Source organism: Mesorhizobium sp. SEMIA396 (assembly GCF_024518615.1).
GTDB lineage: Bacteria > Pseudomonadota > Alphaproteobacteria > Rhizobiales > Rhizobiaceae > Mesorhizobium.
In genome coordinates this window covers 597,419-612,605 of record NZ_JANIFC010000001.1, presented here as the reverse complement: position 1 = coordinate 612,605, position 15,187 = coordinate 597,419, and the positions used below count along the sequence as shown (strand labels likewise).

Below are 15,187 nucleotides of genomic sequence, written 5' to 3'. Positions count from 1 at the left end.
CTCATTGTGCCTTTGCAGCCCCGAACCGCAACCCGTCCATCAACAGCTTGACCAGCCGGCGCGAGCGGTCGCGCCATTCGGGGGTGTCGGGCGCTGAGTAGATGCCGCCCAGCGCGTGCAGCACGTCGGAAGCGTCGACGTCGCCGCGGATGGTGCCGTCGGCCACCGCCGCCTCGACCAGCTGCCGCAAGGCTTGCGACACCCGGCCGAACGTGTCGGAAAACAGCGTCGAATTGGTGGTGAGCACAATGCGCAGGCTGGTCGCCAGGCCGCGCTTGGTGGCGATGTAGTCGACGAAGCGCTGCATCCACTGTTCCAGCGCGACATCGGACGGATGTTTCTGGGCAAGCTCGCCGGCGGCCGCGCAGAGCGCCTCCACCTCCCGGCGATAGACCACCTCGACCAGATGCTCGCGCGTCGGGAAATGCCGGTAGAGCGTGCCGATGCCGACGCCGGCGCGGCGCGCGATCTCCTCCAGCGAGCCATCGATGCCGCGCTCGGCAAAGACCGACACCGCCACCTCGACCAGCCGGTCGCGGTTGCGCCGCGCATCGGCGCGCAGCGGCTTCGCGTCTACGGCCTCGGCCTTCTGTTCTGTAATGGCGGACGGCTCGCTGGCCAATTTTTTCTCCACATCGTGTCAGGGGGCTTGAACCCGGCCGGTTCAGCCACCACGTATTAAACGGAGGCGCCTCCGTTTTAGTGGAGCACCTTTATCATATAATCAGGGGAACCGGTATGTCACGTCTTTCGAACACGCAAGCCGACATCTCCCCTGCCCGCCTGCCTCGCGGGAGATCCGCTGCCATCTCCGCTTTCGCCGTCAAGACCTGACCGAACGGTTACCTTGCCCTTCCGCGGCAAGGCACCAGTTCAATCCCATCCGCGTCAAGCAACTGGAGCCAGACGCCCATGACCAGCCTTCCCATCACCCTCACCATCAACGGCCACCGACACGAACTGGAGGTCGATCCACGCGTAACCCTGCTCGACCTGCTGCGCGAGCGGCTTGATCTCACCGGCACCAAGAAGGGCTGCGACCGCGGCCAGTGCGGCGCCTGCACGGTGCTGGTCGACGGCAAGCGCATCAACTCATGCCTGGCGCTAGCGGTCAGCCATGACGGCGCCCAAGTCTTGACCATCGAAGGCGTCGCCCACGGCGAGGAACTGCATCCGGTGCAGGCCGCCTTCATCGCCCATGACGGCTTGCAGTGCGGGTTCTGCACACCCGGCCAGATCATGAGCACGCTCGGCCTGATCGCCGAGGCACAGGCCGGCGACGATCCCGAACGCATCCGTGAGGGGCTGAGCGGCAACATATGCCGATGCGCGGCCTATGGCGGCATCGTCGAGGCCGTCCTGGAAGCCCAGCAACAGCTTGTCAAAGCCGACCGGAGGACCGCGGCATGAGAGATTTCGATTACATCAGGCCAGCCACCATCCCCGACGCCATCGCCGCGGCAGCCGAGCCGGGTTCGGCCTATCTCGCCGGCGGCACCAATCTGCTCGACCTGATGAAAGGCGGCATCACCAGTCCCGAGCGTATCGTCGACATTTCCCGGCTGCCGGAGCTCAACCGCATCGAACGGCTGGACGATGGTGGCCTGCGCATCGGCGCGCTGGTCCGTAATGCCGACCTTGCCTACGATCCGGCGTTCGCGAAATCCTATCCGGCGGTGGCCGAGGCGCTGCTGTCGGGTGCTTCGGCGCAGCTTCGCAACGCCGCCACCGTCGGCGGCAATCTGCTGCAGCGCACGCGCTGCAGCTATTTCTACGACACCGCCAGCGCCTGCAACAGGCGCGAGCCAGGCGCCGGCTGCGATGCGCTGGGCGGCGAGAACCGCCTGCACGCCGTGCTAGGCTGGAGCGACGCCTGCATCGCCACCCACCCGTCGGACTTCTGCGTGCCGCTGGTGGCGCTCGACGCCGTGGTCGAGATCGAGGGCAAGAAGGGCCGGCGTCATGTGACACTGGAGGAATTCCACCGGCTTCCCGGCGAAACGCCGCAGCGGGAGAATGCGCTAGAGCCCGGCGACCTGATCGTGGCGGTGCGCCTGCCGGCGGAGGCGGCCTCCTTCTCCGCCAATGCCCGTTACCTGAAAGTCCGCGAACGCACCTCTTATGCTTTTGCCGTCGTATCGGCCGCGGCAGCGCTCGTCGTCGATGGCGGCAAGATCCGCGCCGCAAGGCTGGCACTGGGCGGCGTCGCGGCCAAGCCGTGGCGAGCCCGAACGGCGGAAGCCGTCCTGCTTGGCGCGGACGCCAGCGAGGCGACCTTCTCCAGCGCCGCGGACGCTGCCTTGGCCGATGCCAGCCCCTCCGGCGACAATGCCTTCAAGATCGAGCTTGCCCGCCGCATCGTGGTCAGGGCGCTGATATCTGCGCTTTCGGGAACGCCCGAGCGTCTGCCAGCCCTTCCTGCCTCCCCGTTCTCGAACATTCCCGGAGCGCGCCATGTCGCTTGAACTCAGCCTCAACCAGCAACCCGCCCATGCCCGGCAGGGCTCCAGCATCGGCCAGCCGCTGACCCGCCGCGACGGCTTTCTGAAAGTCACCGGAGCCGCGCGCTATGCCGCCGACAACCACCCGCCCGGCATGCTCTACGCCGTGCTGGCGGTCAGCAGCATCGCGCGCGGCCGCGTTGCCGCTCTGGATATCGAGGCGGCCAAGGCGCACCAGGGCGTGGTCGAGGTGATGACGCCCAAGAACCGGCCGGCGCTCGCCGCTGACCCGGACGCCAAGGACCACCCCTTCATGTTCCGGCTCGACCTGCTGCAGAACGATCAGGTCCGCTACCCCAACCAGAGCATCGCCGTGGTGATCGCCGAGACGCTGGAGGCGGCAACCGAGGGGGCGGCTTTGCTGTCGCCGCGCTATGAAGTGCTGCCGGCGCGCGTTGGCCTCGACGGCGCTGAAAGCTTCGTGCCGCGTGGTGTCGGTGTCGGCGGTCCGGCCGTGCAGCACAAGGGCGATGTCGAGGCCGGCCTCAAATCCGCAAAGACGCGGATCGAAGCCACCTACGAGACGCCGGCCCAGTACCACAACGCCATGGAGCCGCATGCGATCGTCGTCGCCTGGGATGGCGACACACTGTCGATCGACACACCGAGCCAGGGCCTTGCCATGGCGCAGGGCCGCATCGCCGGCCTGTTCGGCATCGCGCCGGAAAACGTCCACATCCGCAGCCCGTTCCTGGGTGGCGGCTTCGGTTCGAAAGGCATGATCTCCGGGCCGCAGGTGCTCGGCATCCTGGCGGCGCGCCTCGTTGGCCGTCCGGTCAAGCTGGTGCTGCGGCGTGAGCAGATGTACGGCCCGGTCGGCCACCGTGCGCCGACGCGCCAGACGCTGCGCATGGGCATGGATGGCGAAGGGCGGCTGACGGCACTCGACCATCACGCCAAGACTGCGTCGAGCACGTTCGACGATTTCTTCGAACCGGCGGCGGATGCCTCGCACACGCTCTATGCCAGCCCGGCCATCGCCACCTCGCACGATGCGGTGCGGTTGGACACCGGCACCCCGCTGTTCATGCGGGCGCCCGGCGAAGCGACCGGCTCGATCGCACTCGAAAGCGCCATCGATGAGGCGGCACACGCCTGCGGCATGGACCCGCTGGAGTTCCGGCTGCGGAACTATGCCGAGGTCGAGCCCATGACCGGCAAGCCGTTTTCTTCCAAGGCGCTGCGCGAGTGCTACAGGCAAGCGGCCGAGACGTTCGGCTGGGCGAGCCGCCTGCTTCAGCCGCGGCTGATGCGCGACGCGGACGGTTTCCTGACCGGCTGGGGCATCGGCACGGCGACGTTTCCGGCCCTGATGTTCCAGGCCGAGGCCCGCGCCGTGCTGAGAAGCGATGGCAGCGGCCTGATGGAGACCGGCGCGCAGGACATGGGGCAAGGCGCCTGGACCGCCTTCGCCCAGATCGCCGCCGACGGACTGGGACTGGATATCGACCAGGTCGATTTCAGGGCCGGCAGTTCCGATCTGCCCAATGCAGGCATTGCCGGCGGCTCCGGCCACACGGCGACGGCCGGCATGGCGATCCACAATGCGGGTGCCGCCGTCATCGCCAGGCTCGCCGATCTCGCCACCGGTGACGAGCACTCACCGCTCTACGGCGCCGGCAATGAAGGCGTGCTGGCGCGCGGCGGTCGCCTCTATCGGCGCGACGATGAAAGCCGCGGTGAAAGCTATGCCGAAATCCTCACGCGCGCGGGCCTCACCGAGATCGAGGGCCATGGCAAGGGCGCTGCGGACCCGGCATCCCAGGAAACCTATGCCAAGCACGCGCATGGCGCCGTGTTCGCCGAGGTGAAGGTCGATCCGGATTTCGGCCAGATCCGTGTCACAAGGCTGGTCGGCGCGTTCGCCGCCGGGCGGGTCATCAATCCCAGGCTGGTGCGCAGCCAGTATTATGGCGGCATGATCTGGGGCGTCTCGTTCGCGCTGCATGAGGAAGCCATCACCGACCGGCGCTCTGGCCGGATCCAGAATGCCAACCTCGCCGAATATCATGTCCCGGTGAATGCCGACGTTCCGTCGGTCGAGGCGCTGCTGGTCCACGAGGACGACCCTCACGTCAACGCACTCGGCATCAAGGGGGTCGGCGAAATCGGCATCACCGGCACGGCCGGCGCCGTCGCCAATGCGGTCTGGCATGCGACCGGCGTGCGGCCGCGGCGCTTTCCGATCCGCATCGAAGACCTGCTGGGGTGAGGTGAGATCCGCCTAGCGGACGGGAAGCCAATTGCTCGGCTTCCCGTCCGACGAACGGTGAAGGCCCGGTCCGCCTTCGGGCGGATCAAAAGGTCCAGTGGGCCTTTTAAAAGGGCCGAACGCCCGAAGGTCCGGAGCGACAGCGAAGGGCCGGACAGCGGGCGCCAGGTCCCCCGCCGGCCCACCATGAGATCAACCGACTTCGCGTCAAGCAACTGGAGCCAGGCGCCCATGACAAAAACAACAATCCCAGTTCATCTCGATATCAACGGCCGTCATCACGATCTGCAACTCGAGCCGCGCGTCACGCTGCTCGATGCCTTGCGCGACCGCCTCGGCCTGACCGGAACCAAGAAGGGCTGCGACCACGGCCAGTGCGGCGCCTGCACCGTGCATGTCGACGGCGAGCGCGTGCTGGCCTGCCTGACGTTGGCCGCCCAAGCCGAAGGCCGCACCGTCACCACCATAGAGGGGCTTGCACGGGAGGGCGAAATGCATCCCGTGCAGGCTGCCTTCCTCGAACAGGACGCCTTCCAGTGCGGCTATTGCACGCCGGGCCAGATCATGTCGGCGGTCGCCTGCATTCGTGAGGGCCATGCTGGCTCCGACGACGAGATCCGCGAATACATGGCCGGCAATCTCTGCCGCTGCGGCGCCTATCCGCACATCGTCGCCGCTGTCCGCCAGGCAGCATTGGAGGCTGCATCATGAGGGATTTTTCCTATGTGCGCGCCAATTCGCTCGCTGCGGCACGCCAGGCGGCCGCCCTGCCCGGCGCCATGCTGCTCGCCGGCGGCACCACGCTGATCGACCTCGCCAAATGCGGCGTCGCCGAGCCCGAGACGCTGGTCGACATCACCCATCTCAAGGGGTTGGACAGGATCGAGATGAATGAACGCGGCGCCACCATCGGCGCGCTGGCCAGGATGAGCCGTGTCGCCGACCATGCCGACATCAAGATCCACTTCCCAGCCGTCTCCGAAGCCCTGTGGCAGGCGGCTTCCGCGCAGATCCGCAACATGGCGACCATCGGCGGCAATCTGATGCAGCGCACCCGCTGCCCCTATTTCCGCGATCCGGCGAATTTCCCCGCCTGCAACAAGCGTGAGCCCGGCTCTGGCTGTTCGGCGATCGGCGGCGTTACCCGTGGCCATGCGGTGCTCGGCACCAGCGACGCCTGCATCGCCATGTATCCGGGCGACCTCGCCGTGGCGCTGGTCGCCTTCGATGCGATCGTGCATCTGGGCGAGCGCCAGATCCCGGTCGACGACTTTTTCCTGCTGCCCGGCAACACGCCGGAAAAAGAACATGCGATCGAACCGGGCGAGATGATCACCGCCATCGAGATCCCCGGCTCGGCCGCTACCCGGCGTTCGACCTACCTGAAGATCCGCGACCGGCAGTCCTACGAGTTCGCCGCGGCCAGTGCGGCGGTCGGCATCGAATTCGAGGCTGACGGCCGAACGATCCGCGATTTGCACGTGGCGCTCGGCGGCGTCGCGACCAAGCCGTGGCGTGCGCGGGCCGTGGAAGACGCGCTGAAGGGCAAGGTATTGGAGCCGGACGCGGTCCGCGCCGCCAGCCTGCTCGCCGTCGAAGGTGCCGTCGACCATGGCGCCAACCACTACAAGGTCGAACTGGCGCCGCGCGTCGTCGCCCGCGCCATCCTCAAATTGGGAGAGACGGCATGACCGTTCACAACATCAGGCATGGTGATGCGTCCGACGGCGCTTTTGCCGAAGCCGTCGGCGGCCGGCTGTCGCGCGTCGACGGCCCGGCCAAGATCAGTGGTGCGGCGAAATACGCCGTCGAGCAGCAGCTCGAAGGCCTCGCCTACGCCGTGCTGGTCGAGAGCACGATTGCATCCGGCAAGGTGCGCGCGATCGACACCAAGGCGGCCGAGGCGGCGCCCGGCGTACTGCAGGTGCTGACGCCGGACACCATCATCAGCCTGAAAACCGCGGCGGACTGGTTCGGCACGCCGCCGCCCGACAAACCCTATTGCCCGCTCGCGCGCGACATCACCTTTTCGGGCCAGCATGTCGCCGCTGTCGTCGCCGAGACCTTCGAACAGGCGGTCGCGGCGGCGGCCCTGGTCAAGGTCAGCTATGACGAGACGCCTTCCATCGTCGACCTCAGCGACGGCAAGGCCGGCGACGGCATCCCGATCGACGCCATGACCAAGGAATGGGGCGATGCGCAAGGTGCGTTCGCCTCGGCACCGGTCCGCATCTGCGCCGCCTACAACACGCCGCGCGAATACCAGGCGCCGATGGAGCCGCATGGCCTGATCGCCCGCTGGGAGGGCGACAAGCTCACCGTGTGGGAGCCGAGCCAATGGCTGGACGGGATGGCCCGCACCTATGCCGAATGGTTCGACGTGCCGTTCGAGAATGTGCGGCTGGTCTCGCCCTATATTGGCGGCGGCTTCGGCTCCAAGGCGCTGGCGCTGAGCCATGGCGCGGTGGCCGCATGTGCCGCCAAAATGCTCGGCCGGCCGGTGCGCCTGGTGATGACGCGGCCGCAGACCTTTACCGGCTATGGTGGCCGCGCCGCGACGCGCCAGACGGTGACGATCGGCGCCGATGCGCAAGGAAACATCCAATCGATCGTGCATCGCGGCGTCAATGAGACATCCATCGACGGCATGTGGGTCGAGCCGCTGGGATCGGTTACCTCGATCATGTATGCGACGCCGAATTTCTCCTCGAAGCAGAATGTCGTGCGGGTCAATTCGGTGGTGCCTGGCGCTATGCGCGCGCCGGGCGAAAACCCCTCGGCCTTCGGCATCGAAAGCGCCATCGACGAGCTCGCTTACGAGGTCGGCATCGACCCGCTGGAAATCCGGCTCCGGAACTATGCCGAGCAGGATCCGCATGCCAAAAAGGCTTGGTCTACCCGGCAGTTACGCGAGGCTTTTGCCGCAGGTGCGGAGCGCTTCGGCTGGGCCAGGCGCTCGCCCGAACCGCGCTCGATGCGCGACGGCAACCAGCTGATCGGCTGGGGCGTCGCGGCTGGCACCTATCCGGTTCGGCGCGCCTATGGCGAGGCGATCGTGCGTATCCTGGCCGACGGCTCGGTCGAGGTCGAAAGCTCGTCGATCGACATGGGTCAAGGAACCTACACAATCCTGGCGCAGACCGCCGCTGAAACGGTCGGCGTGCGAGCTGACGACGTGGTGGTGAAACTCGGCGACTCCCGCTTTCCGCGCGCCGGCGTCACCGGCGGCTCGCGCCTGGCCGGCGTCATGACCGGCGCCGTATACAAGGCCGCGAGCTCAGCGCTCGACCAGTTGGTGGGCCTTGCCATCAGCGATCCGCGGTCGCCTTTCCACGCGCTGCAGGCCAACACGCTGGTCGTCGCCAATGGCCGCATCGCTTCGCCGCGCGGCGACGGCCCCGATGTCTCGATCGCCGAACTGCTCAAAAGCGTCGGCCGCGACCACATCGAAGCCACCGGCGACACCATGCCGGAAAACTCGACGCCAGAGGAGCGCTACAAGAACTACACCACCATCGCCATGGCGCTGCCTCACACCGAGGGCGACTATTCCCGCCACTCCTGGTGCGCGCATTTCATCGAGGTGCGCGTCGACGAGGACTTCGGCACGGTGCGTGTATCGCGTGTGGTGTCGGCGCTGGATTCGGGGCGGCTCTACAACCCGAAACTTGCCGAAAGCCAATGGAAGGGCGGCATCATCATGGGCATCGGCCAGGCGCTATTGGAAGAAGGCATCGTCGACCGCCGCCACGGCCGCATCGTCAATGACAACCTCGCCGACTATCTCGTGCCGACCAATGCCGACATCCCCGACATCGAGGTGATCTCGGTCGGCATCCCCGACCTGCATTCCTCGGTGCTCGGCGGCAAGGGCGTTGGCGAACTGGCCATTGTCGGCGTGGCGCCGGCGATTGCCAACGCGGTGTTCCATGCGACGGGAAAACGCGTGCGGGATTTGCCGATCACGCTGGAGAAGCTGATTTAAGGGCGGTGGCCGATCTCCCCCTTGAGGGTCCCCTTGTGGGGAGGCCAGGCCGCAGCTTCGGGCGGTGGTGCTCCCTCCACACTTTCACCTTCAGCACTCGCGCAACCATCAAGGGGTAAGACCATGAGCGACATCCATTTTGGCACCGGCAAAATGCCCCCTGAAAACATTACCCCCTCAGCATCGCCGACTGGCTGTGCCTTGCCGCGGCCATAGCCGAAACCGAGGCCCGCCACGCGATCCGAAAACCGCTGACCCGGACGACGAGCCGTGACTTCCTTATGCAGGTTTTCTGCTCCGTTGCTGCTCAAAGCCCAAATCGGCAAGACCGCGCTCCACGAAGCCCTCAAAGCCGAAAAATTAGCCACATCCACCGTCAAACCGAAATGGGTTCTTCTGGTGACTCCATGGCTAACCAGTTAACCCGACGCTACCCATCGCGGGTGCTATCATATTGATCTCGGTCAACGGACGGCGGGTACGCGATGCGCGGCCACAGGAGCGGCCGCGCATGACGGGATTATCCGCTTAAGCCGCGGTTTCGGCGCCGGCCTCGCTTTGCGCGGCATAGTGCGCAAATGTCGCCTTGAAGCGGCCGTTGACGTATTCGCCCGACGTGATCGGGGGGTACTTCGCAGGATGATCCTCATCAACGCAACTGGGAAGCACCTCGATCACGGCATCATAGTTTGGACCGAAGAAGAACGGGATCGAATAGCGTTCTTTGCCGGAACGGTTCACCGCGCGGTGGACGGTCGAGGCGAAAAGGTCATTGGTCCAACGCGCCATCTGATCTCCCACATTGACGACGAAGCAGCCGGGGACGGGATCGGCCGCAATCCACTCGCCTGTTGCATTCAGTACCTGCAAGGCTGAAATACCATCCTTCTGGGCCAGGATCGTGAAGCACTCATAGTCCGAATGCGCCCCAATGCCGATCTGTCGGTCATCGATCTCGCCAAACTGCGGTGGATAGTGGAGCACCCGCAAAGTTGCGAGCGGCTTGCCGACCAGCAGGTCGAAATATGTCTCCTCCAACCCCAGAGCCAGAGCAAAGGCATGGAGCAGGTGGCCACTCAGCGTCAGCATCTCGGCATGGTAGGCTTCCAGTGCCGTTCGGAACTCCGGCCTGCCCGCTGGCCACTGGTTGGGACCGTAGAGTACTTTGCCGGCCTTCACGTCCGGATCGTCGGCTGGCACATCCAACGCAATATCATAGGATTCGTGCAGGTCTCCGCGCGCGGTCGGATCCGTATTCTCTTCCAATATTGCCGCATAACCGCGATTATTCTTTGAATTGGAAACGTGATTCTCCATCTTCACGTCGTCGGATTCGGCGAAATACACCTCCGCCACCTCAAACGTGGCATCGATGACATCCTTCGGAACGTGATGGTTCTTGATATAGAGGAAGCCGACTTCCGTGCAGGCCTCGCGCAGTTCCTGGGCGAGCTTTCGCTTGGCCGCCTCGTCGCCTGTGAACATGGGCTCGAGATCAATGATCGGGATCTTGTCGAAGCTGACACGCTGCGGGTCGAGCCCTCCCCCTTTCATTGCACGCGCGCCGTTGCCGGTTTCAAGGACCTTCATTTTTCTGTTCCCTTTTCTTGCTGGCTTGCATCGAAAATTGTTTCGACGTAGTAGCGCGGCCCCGTGAAAACGAAGCCGGGCGAGAAGTAGCGGCCGCAGACATCCATGAACGCGGTCATCTTACGCGACGGAGCGTGCGGGCGCGATATGCGGATGCTGACCCGCTTTTCCGCGGACTCCCATGTGTCGAGCAACGGAATGAGGTGGCCGCGTTCACACTCGATCGTGGTGAAGAAGTGCGGTAGATAGGCAATGCCCTCGCCCGCAACGGCGAAGTACTTGATAGTCCAGTATTCGTTGGCGATCAGGTTGCTGCGCGGCAAGATACTTTCCTGCGCGGTACCTTTCTGTAGCCGCCAGTGCTGCAGGCCCGCCGAGGTGCGATAGACAATGCCCTGGTGTTCCGCCAAATCGGCGGGTTTTCGTGGCATCCCGGCACGCTCGACATAACTCTTGCTGGCAAAGAGTGCGAATTTTGCGGTGGAGAGCGTTTCGCCGCCTTCGATACCTTCGTCCCATGAAATCACGGCGTCGAGCATATCGAGGCTCTCCGGCGCGTAGAGAACGTGCGGCGAAAAGAAGGTGAGTTCGATTTCCACCTTGGGGTAGAGCTTTCTGAACGCCATGAGCATCTGCGTGTAGTAGGCCGTGCCGAACTCCCCCGTGGCGCCGATCCGCAAGGTTCCGGTCACGTCGTCGCTCAGTTCCGTCACGGCGGCCCGCGCCGTATCGCAGCTTTGCAGTATCTGCCGCGCGTGCCCGAGCAGGGTTTGCCCTGCCTCCGTGAGCAACAGGACACGGCCGGAGCGCTCGAACAGAGCGACCTTCAGATCGTCTTCAAGCTGCTTGAGCCGAAGACTGAGCGTGGATTTGGGCAGGCCGTACAACTTCGCCGCGGCGGACAATGACCGCAGTTCCGCGATTTTTACAAATGATGCCAGAGCATCGGTGTTCATTTGATCGTTCACATTTCTGTGCAAAATGCCCAAAAAATGAGCATGATTATTTTTGTTGCATGAACGAACGTAATCGGCTGTTATGCACTGCACAAGAGCCAATTCGCTTTTGCCAAATCAAAAAAGACGCTCCGGCGGCAATCGTCACCGTGCAGGGAAGCTGCATGGGCGCGGCATGCTTCCGGCTGAGAAAAACAAAGAAAACAAGGGGAACCACGAAATGAAAGAGCGCAACACGATGCCGTCCGGCTCAGTTCGCCTGTTCGCGGCGGCGGCCACGGTTTTCGCATCCTGTGCTGCGTCCGGCGCATATGCCTTTACTCTGGAAGGGTCGCCCAAGGTCGCGTTCATCTATGCAAGTTCAGCGCAAGACGGCGGATGGAACGAAGCCCTCGAGGCCGGCCGCAAGGCCGTGGAGGAACAGCTACAGGTGCCTGTCTCGGTGACGGAGAACATACCGGAAGAGACCACGAAGCTGCGCGCGGCGATCGATCTCTACGTCAAGCGCGGCTTCAACATCATAATCGGCACCACCTATGGCTACAGCGCCCCAATGGCCGAAGCGGCCAAAGCCTATCCGAATGTGGCGTTTCTCAGTGCTTCGGGCACGGAGAATGGGGCCAACATGGAAAGCTTCTATGCCCGCACTTACCAGGGTTGGTACCTTGCAGGCATCGCGGCAGGACAGGCGACGAAGACGAAGAAGATCGGCATCCTCGCCGGCTTTCCGGTCGGCGTGGTGAACTGGGATATCAACAGTTTTGCACTCGGGGCCCATTCGGTCGATCCTACGATCGAAACGGTCGCGGTCTTCGCCAACTCCTGGTGGGACCCGGTGAAGGAAGGGCAGATCGCCCAGGCCATTCTCGACCAGAAGGCCGACGTGCTCGCCACGAATCTGAGCGCGACCTCGGCGCTCGACGCCGCCGAAAAGGCAGGCGTTCCTTCGATAGGCTTTCAGCTCGACATGTCGCATGCCGCGCCGCGGACGATCCAGACCTCCGTCATCTTCCGCTGGGAGAAATATCTTGTGCCGACGATCAAGGAGATCATCGACGGCAACTGGAAACCCGAGGAATACGGCGCCTTCGAAGGCCTTGAAGCCGGCGTGGTCGATCTCGCTCCTTTTGGCCCCTCGGTTTCCGAGGAGACCAAGGCAAAGGTCGAGGCAGCAAAGCGGGAGATCATCACCGGCAAGCTTGATCCGTTCCAGGGCCCTCTGAAAAAGCAAGACGGCACCATCGTTGTCGACGCCGGCGGGAAGGTCGACGATGCGGCGCTCTGGTCGATGGACTATTTCGTCGACGGTGTCATCGGCACCATGCCGGCGAAGTAATGACGACGGCGCTTCCGCAGGCAGGAGACATGCGACAACCGCCGGGCACGCCGGCGGCTCTGTTGATGCGCGGCATAGGCAAGTCGTTTGACGGCAAAGCCGCGCTCCGCGATGCGTCCTTCTGTCTCGAATGGGGAGAGGTGCATGCCATCGTCGGTGAGAACGGTGCAGGCAAGTCCACTTTGATGAACGTGGCGGCCGGCGTCTATGTAGCTGACGGGGGCGACCAATCGATCGACGGCGAAGCGATCAGTTTGCGCAGCCCGCTGGAAGCCGCCGCCGCCGGTCTCGGCATGGTCCATCAGCATTTCCGGCTGGTCGAGAGTTTTACGGTTGCCGAAAATGTTCTCCTCGGCTTCGGTCGCAAGGCTGCTGTGAAAACGCTGAGCGATGCGGCGGCGATCGTTTCCGCCAAGTCGAGCGAGATCGGCCTGCCCGTCGATCCGCACAAGCTGGTAGCGAACCTTTCGATCGCCGAACGCCAGCGCGCCGAGATCATCAAGGTCATGCTTCTGGGCGCCCGAATTCTGGTCATGGACGAACCGACGGCGGTGCTGACCGACGAGGAAGCGCGCACGCTTCTCTCTTTTGCCCAGCGATTGTCGAGGCAAGGTCACGCCGTGGTTCTGATCACGCACAAGTTCCGGGAGGTTGCCGCTTTCTGCGACCGGGTAACGATCATGCGGCACGGCGAGACCGTGCTTGACGGTGCGCGGGTTGCGAACGTCACCGAAGCGGAGGTGGCGCGGCTGATGGTCGGCGATGCCTTGACGGTTGCGGGCCGGCCGTCATCTCGGCCGGGCGATGTGTGTCTGAGCGTGGAAAGGCTTTCCGCACGGGCGACCGCTCACGGGCAAAGCCTGAACGATCTCGGGTTCGAGCTGCATGTCGGCGAAATCCTTGGCATCGCCGGCGTCGGTGGAAACGGGCAGGAGGAACTCGTTGCCTGCCTTCTCGGACTCGACCGTGCCGGTGCCGGCGCGATCGTACTGGATGGCCAGGACATATCCACCGCCAAGCCAGACCAGCGCCGCGAGGCCGGCTTGCGCGTCATCCCCTCCGACCGCTTTGACAGCGGGTTGATCCGGGAGCTTTCCATTGCCGACAATCTCGCGCTCACGACCGTCGCCAGCGGTAGCTTCGGCGGTCCGTTTCTCCTGAGCCGGCGGGCGATGCGCGAGAAGGCCGCCGAGGCCATCGATGCGTTCGATATCCGCGGCGCGACGCCGGAACGGCCGGCCTCTTTGCTCTCGGGAGGAAACGCGCAGAAAGTGTTGCTCGCGCGGGAGCTCGATCACGGCCTGAAGGTTCTCATAGCGCATTCCCCTTCTCGCGGGCTGGACATGAAAGCGGCCGAGTTCGTCCGATCGGCGATCCGCGGAGCTGTGGAAGCCGGCGCGGCCTGCCTTCTGATCAGCGAGGATCTCCAGGAGGTCATGTCCCTGTCCCATCGGGTGGCCGTCATGAACAGAGGAAGGATCGTCGGCTGCCGTCAGACCGGCGACGTCACGCCTGAATGGATAGGAGGCCTTTTAGCAGGCCATGCTTGACACAGCTTTCCTTGTTCGCAGGCAAAATCCCGGCTTCTTGTTGACCAGTCTCAGTTATGTTGGCGGACTGTTGGTCGGGCTGACGGTTTCGGCGGTGCTGCTCGTGCATGCGGGCGTGCCGGCAAGCGCTCTTGTGGATGAGTTCCTGATTGCAACTTTTCTGACCTCGGACGGCCTCTCCCAGACGGCGACGGCCGCTTTACCGTTGGTGCTAGTCGGCCTCGCCTCCGGCGTTGCCATGCGCGTGCGGTTTTGGAACATCGGCGTGGAGGGCCAGCTATGGCTCGGCGCGATCGCGTCAACCTGGGTGGCGCTGAACGGCAGCGGGCCTGAAGTGCTGAGGTTGCCGACGATGTTCGTTCTGGCAGCGCTTGCGGGAGCCGCCTGGATTGCGATTCCGCTTTTTCTGAAACTCAAGTGGGGCGTTAACGAGGTTATTTCGACCCTGCTGCTGGGAAGCGTCGCGTTTCTGCTCGTGCAGCATCTTCTGTTCGGGGTCTGGAGAGACCCTTCCAACAGCTTTCCCGTGACCGCCACCTTTCCCGAGGCGAGCTGGTTTCCCGTTCTGGGATGGGGGCAGTTGCATGCCGGAATCTTCCTGGTCGCCGTTATCGCATTGTCCATCTGGTTCGTCATGGAACACAGCCGGGTCGGCTTCTACGCGGATGCTGTAGGTTTCAACGCCAAGGCCGCGCTCGCCACGGGCCTGCCGGTGCTCAGCATAGCCGTGGGGCTCGTGCTGCTCTCCGGCGCTCTCTCAGGCGTTGCCGGCATGATGATCGTGGCGGGGACGGAGCACCGCCTCAACCAGTCCGTCGGCAACGGCTATCTCTTCAGCGCGATCGTGATCGCCTACCTGGCCCGCGCGAAGCCATTGTGGGTGGTCGTGATCTCTTTCGCGCTCGGCGCGGTGTTCACCGCCGGGAATGTCCTGAAGGTTTTCTACTCGATCTCCGAAGCGATGATCGTGCTGATGCAAGGCGCGGTACTGATGTCGATTTTGATGGCGCAGTTCTTCAGCTCCTATTCGCTCAAACGGCCCAAGAACTAGGAAGGG

12 protein-coding genes are annotated in these 15,187 nt (G+C 64.2%); 9 read left to right on the top strand and 3 right to left on the bottom strand.

Going from position 1 to position 15,187, the window contains the following annotated elements; translation table 11 throughout:
- Position 1: 1 nt before the first annotated feature.
- Positions 2 to 622, bottom strand: a complete 621-nt coding sequence (locus NP503_RS03020; protein WP_127267449.1) for a TetR/AcrR family transcriptional regulator — start codon at positions 620 to 622, stop codon at positions 2 to 4.
- A 290-nt stretch (positions 623 to 912) separates the two neighbouring features.
- On the opposite strand from NP503_RS03020, the gene NP503_RS03015 reads away from it, so the two are divergent.
- The 6 genes from NP503_RS03015 to NP503_RS02990 all read left to right on the top strand — a co-directional run bounded on the left by NP503_RS03015 (position 913) and on the right by NP503_RS02990 (position 8,698).
- The gene (locus NP503_RS03015; RefSeq protein ID WP_127267450.1) at positions 913 to 1,410 is read left to right on the top strand and encodes a (2Fe-2S)-binding protein; all 498 of its coding nucleotides are present in this window, start codon (positions 913 to 915) and stop codon (positions 1,408 to 1,410) included.
- Complete coding sequence (locus NP503_RS03010; protein ID WP_127267451.1) at positions 1,407 to 2,465, top strand: xanthine dehydrogenase family protein subunit M; 1,059 nt, start codon at positions 1,407 to 1,409, stop codon at positions 2,463 to 2,465. Before NP503_RS03015 ends, NP503_RS03010 begins: the two co-directional genes overlap by 4 nt.
- Entirely contained in the window at positions 2,455 to 4,713 is a 2,259-nt protein-coding gene (locus NP503_RS03005; RefSeq protein ID WP_127267452.1) for a xanthine dehydrogenase family protein molybdopterin-binding subunit, read from the top strand. The genes NP503_RS03010 and NP503_RS03005 overlap by 11 nt, the downstream gene beginning before the upstream one ends.
- A 231-nt stretch (positions 4,714 to 4,944) precedes the next feature.
- Entirely contained in the window at positions 4,945 to 5,424 is a 480-nt protein-coding gene (locus tag NP503_RS03000; protein WP_127267453.1) for a (2Fe-2S)-binding protein, read from the top strand.
- Positions 5,421 to 6,404, top strand: coding sequence for a xanthine dehydrogenase family protein subunit M (locus tag NP503_RS02995; RefSeq protein WP_127272232.1), 984 nt, complete (start codon positions 5,421 to 5,423; stop codon positions 6,402 to 6,404). Before NP503_RS03000 ends, NP503_RS02995 begins: the two co-directional genes overlap by 4 nt.
- Positions 6,401 to 8,698 carry a xanthine dehydrogenase family protein molybdopterin-binding subunit gene (locus tag NP503_RS02990; RefSeq protein ID WP_127268794.1) on the top strand — a complete coding sequence of 766 codons (2,298 nt, stop codon included), beginning with the start codon at positions 6,401 to 6,403 and terminating at the stop codon, positions 8,696 to 8,698. The genes NP503_RS02995 and NP503_RS02990 overlap by 4 nt, the downstream gene beginning before the upstream one ends.
- 528 nt (positions 8,699 to 9,226) lie before the next feature.
- Here NP503_RS02990 and NP503_RS02985 read toward each other — a convergent pair.
- Both NP503_RS02985 and NP503_RS02980 read right to left on the bottom strand, forming a co-directional pair.
- The gene (locus NP503_RS02985) at positions 9,227 to 10,288 is read right to left on the bottom strand and encodes an isopenicillin N synthase family oxygenase (RefSeq protein WP_164748936.1); all 1,062 of its coding nucleotides are present in this window, start codon (positions 10,286 to 10,288) and stop codon (positions 9,227 to 9,229) included.
- Positions 10,285 to 11,244: a LysR family transcriptional regulator gene (locus tag NP503_RS02980; RefSeq protein ID WP_127268795.1), complete on the bottom strand. Its 960-nt coding sequence runs from the start codon at positions 11,242 to 11,244 to the stop codon at positions 10,285 to 10,287. The genes NP503_RS02985 and NP503_RS02980 overlap by 4 nt, the downstream gene beginning before the upstream one ends.
- A gap of 220 nt (positions 11,245 to 11,464) precedes the next feature.
- Here NP503_RS02980 and NP503_RS02975 point away from each other — a divergent pair, with 220 nt between their 5' ends.
- The 3 genes from NP503_RS02975 to NP503_RS02965 are packed head-to-tail and all read left to right on the top strand — an operon-like array spanning position 11,465 to position 15,181.
- Positions 11,465 to 12,580 carry a BMP family ABC transporter substrate-binding protein gene (locus NP503_RS02975; RefSeq protein ID WP_164748937.1) on the top strand — a complete coding sequence of 372 codons (1,116 nt, stop codon included), beginning with the start codon at positions 11,465 to 11,467 and terminating at the stop codon, positions 12,578 to 12,580.
- Positions 12,580 to 14,130, top strand: a complete 1,551-nt coding sequence (locus NP503_RS02970) for an ABC transporter ATP-binding protein (protein ID WP_127273104.1) — start codon at positions 12,580 to 12,582, stop codon at positions 14,128 to 14,130. Before NP503_RS02975 ends, NP503_RS02970 begins: the two co-directional genes overlap by 1 nt.
- Positions 14,123 to 15,181 (top strand): ABC transporter permease, encoded by a 1,059-nt coding sequence (locus NP503_RS02965; RefSeq protein WP_127270302.1) that lies wholly within the window; start codon positions 14,123 to 14,125, stop codon positions 15,179 to 15,181. Before NP503_RS02970 ends, NP503_RS02965 begins: the two co-directional genes overlap by 8 nt.
- Positions 15,182 to 15,187 lie beyond the last annotated feature (6 nt).

Coding starts and splice junctions, on each gene's coding strand:
- NP503_RS03015 (WP_127267450.1), top strand. CDS start 913: ATGACCAGCCTTCCCATCACCCTCACCATCAACGGCCACCGACACGAA.
- NP503_RS03010 (WP_127267451.1), top strand. CDS start 1,407: ATGAGAGATTTCGATTACATCAGGCCAGCCACCATCCCCGACGCCATC.
- NP503_RS03005 (WP_127267452.1), top strand. CDS start 2,455: ATGTCGCTTGAACTCAGCCTCAACCAGCAACCCGCCCATGCCCGGCAG.
- NP503_RS03000 (WP_127267453.1), top strand. CDS start 4,945: ATGACAAAAACAACAATCCCAGTTCATCTCGATATCAACGGCCGTCAT.
- NP503_RS02995 (WP_127272232.1), top strand. CDS start 5,421: ATGAGGGATTTTTCCTATGTGCGCGCCAATTCGCTCGCTGCGGCACGC.
- NP503_RS02990 (WP_127268794.1), top strand. CDS start 6,401: ATGACCGTTCACAACATCAGGCATGGTGATGCGTCCGACGGCGCTTTT.
- NP503_RS02985 (WP_164748936.1), bottom strand. CDS start 10,288: ATGAAGGTCCTTGAAACCGGCAACGGCGCGCGTGCAATGAAAGGGGGA.
- NP503_RS02980 (WP_127268795.1), bottom strand. CDS start 11,244: ATGAACACCGATGCTCTGGCATCATTTGTAAAAATCGCGGAACTGCGG.
- NP503_RS02975 (WP_164748937.1), top strand. CDS start 11,465: ATGAAAGAGCGCAACACGATGCCGTCCGGCTCAGTTCGCCTGTTCGCG.
- NP503_RS02970 (WP_127273104.1), top strand. CDS start 12,580: ATGACGACGGCGCTTCCGCAGGCAGGAGACATGCGACAACCGCCGGGC.
- NP503_RS02965 (WP_127270302.1), top strand. CDS start 14,123: ATGCTTGACACAGCTTTCCTTGTTCGCAGGCAAAATCCCGGCTTCTTG.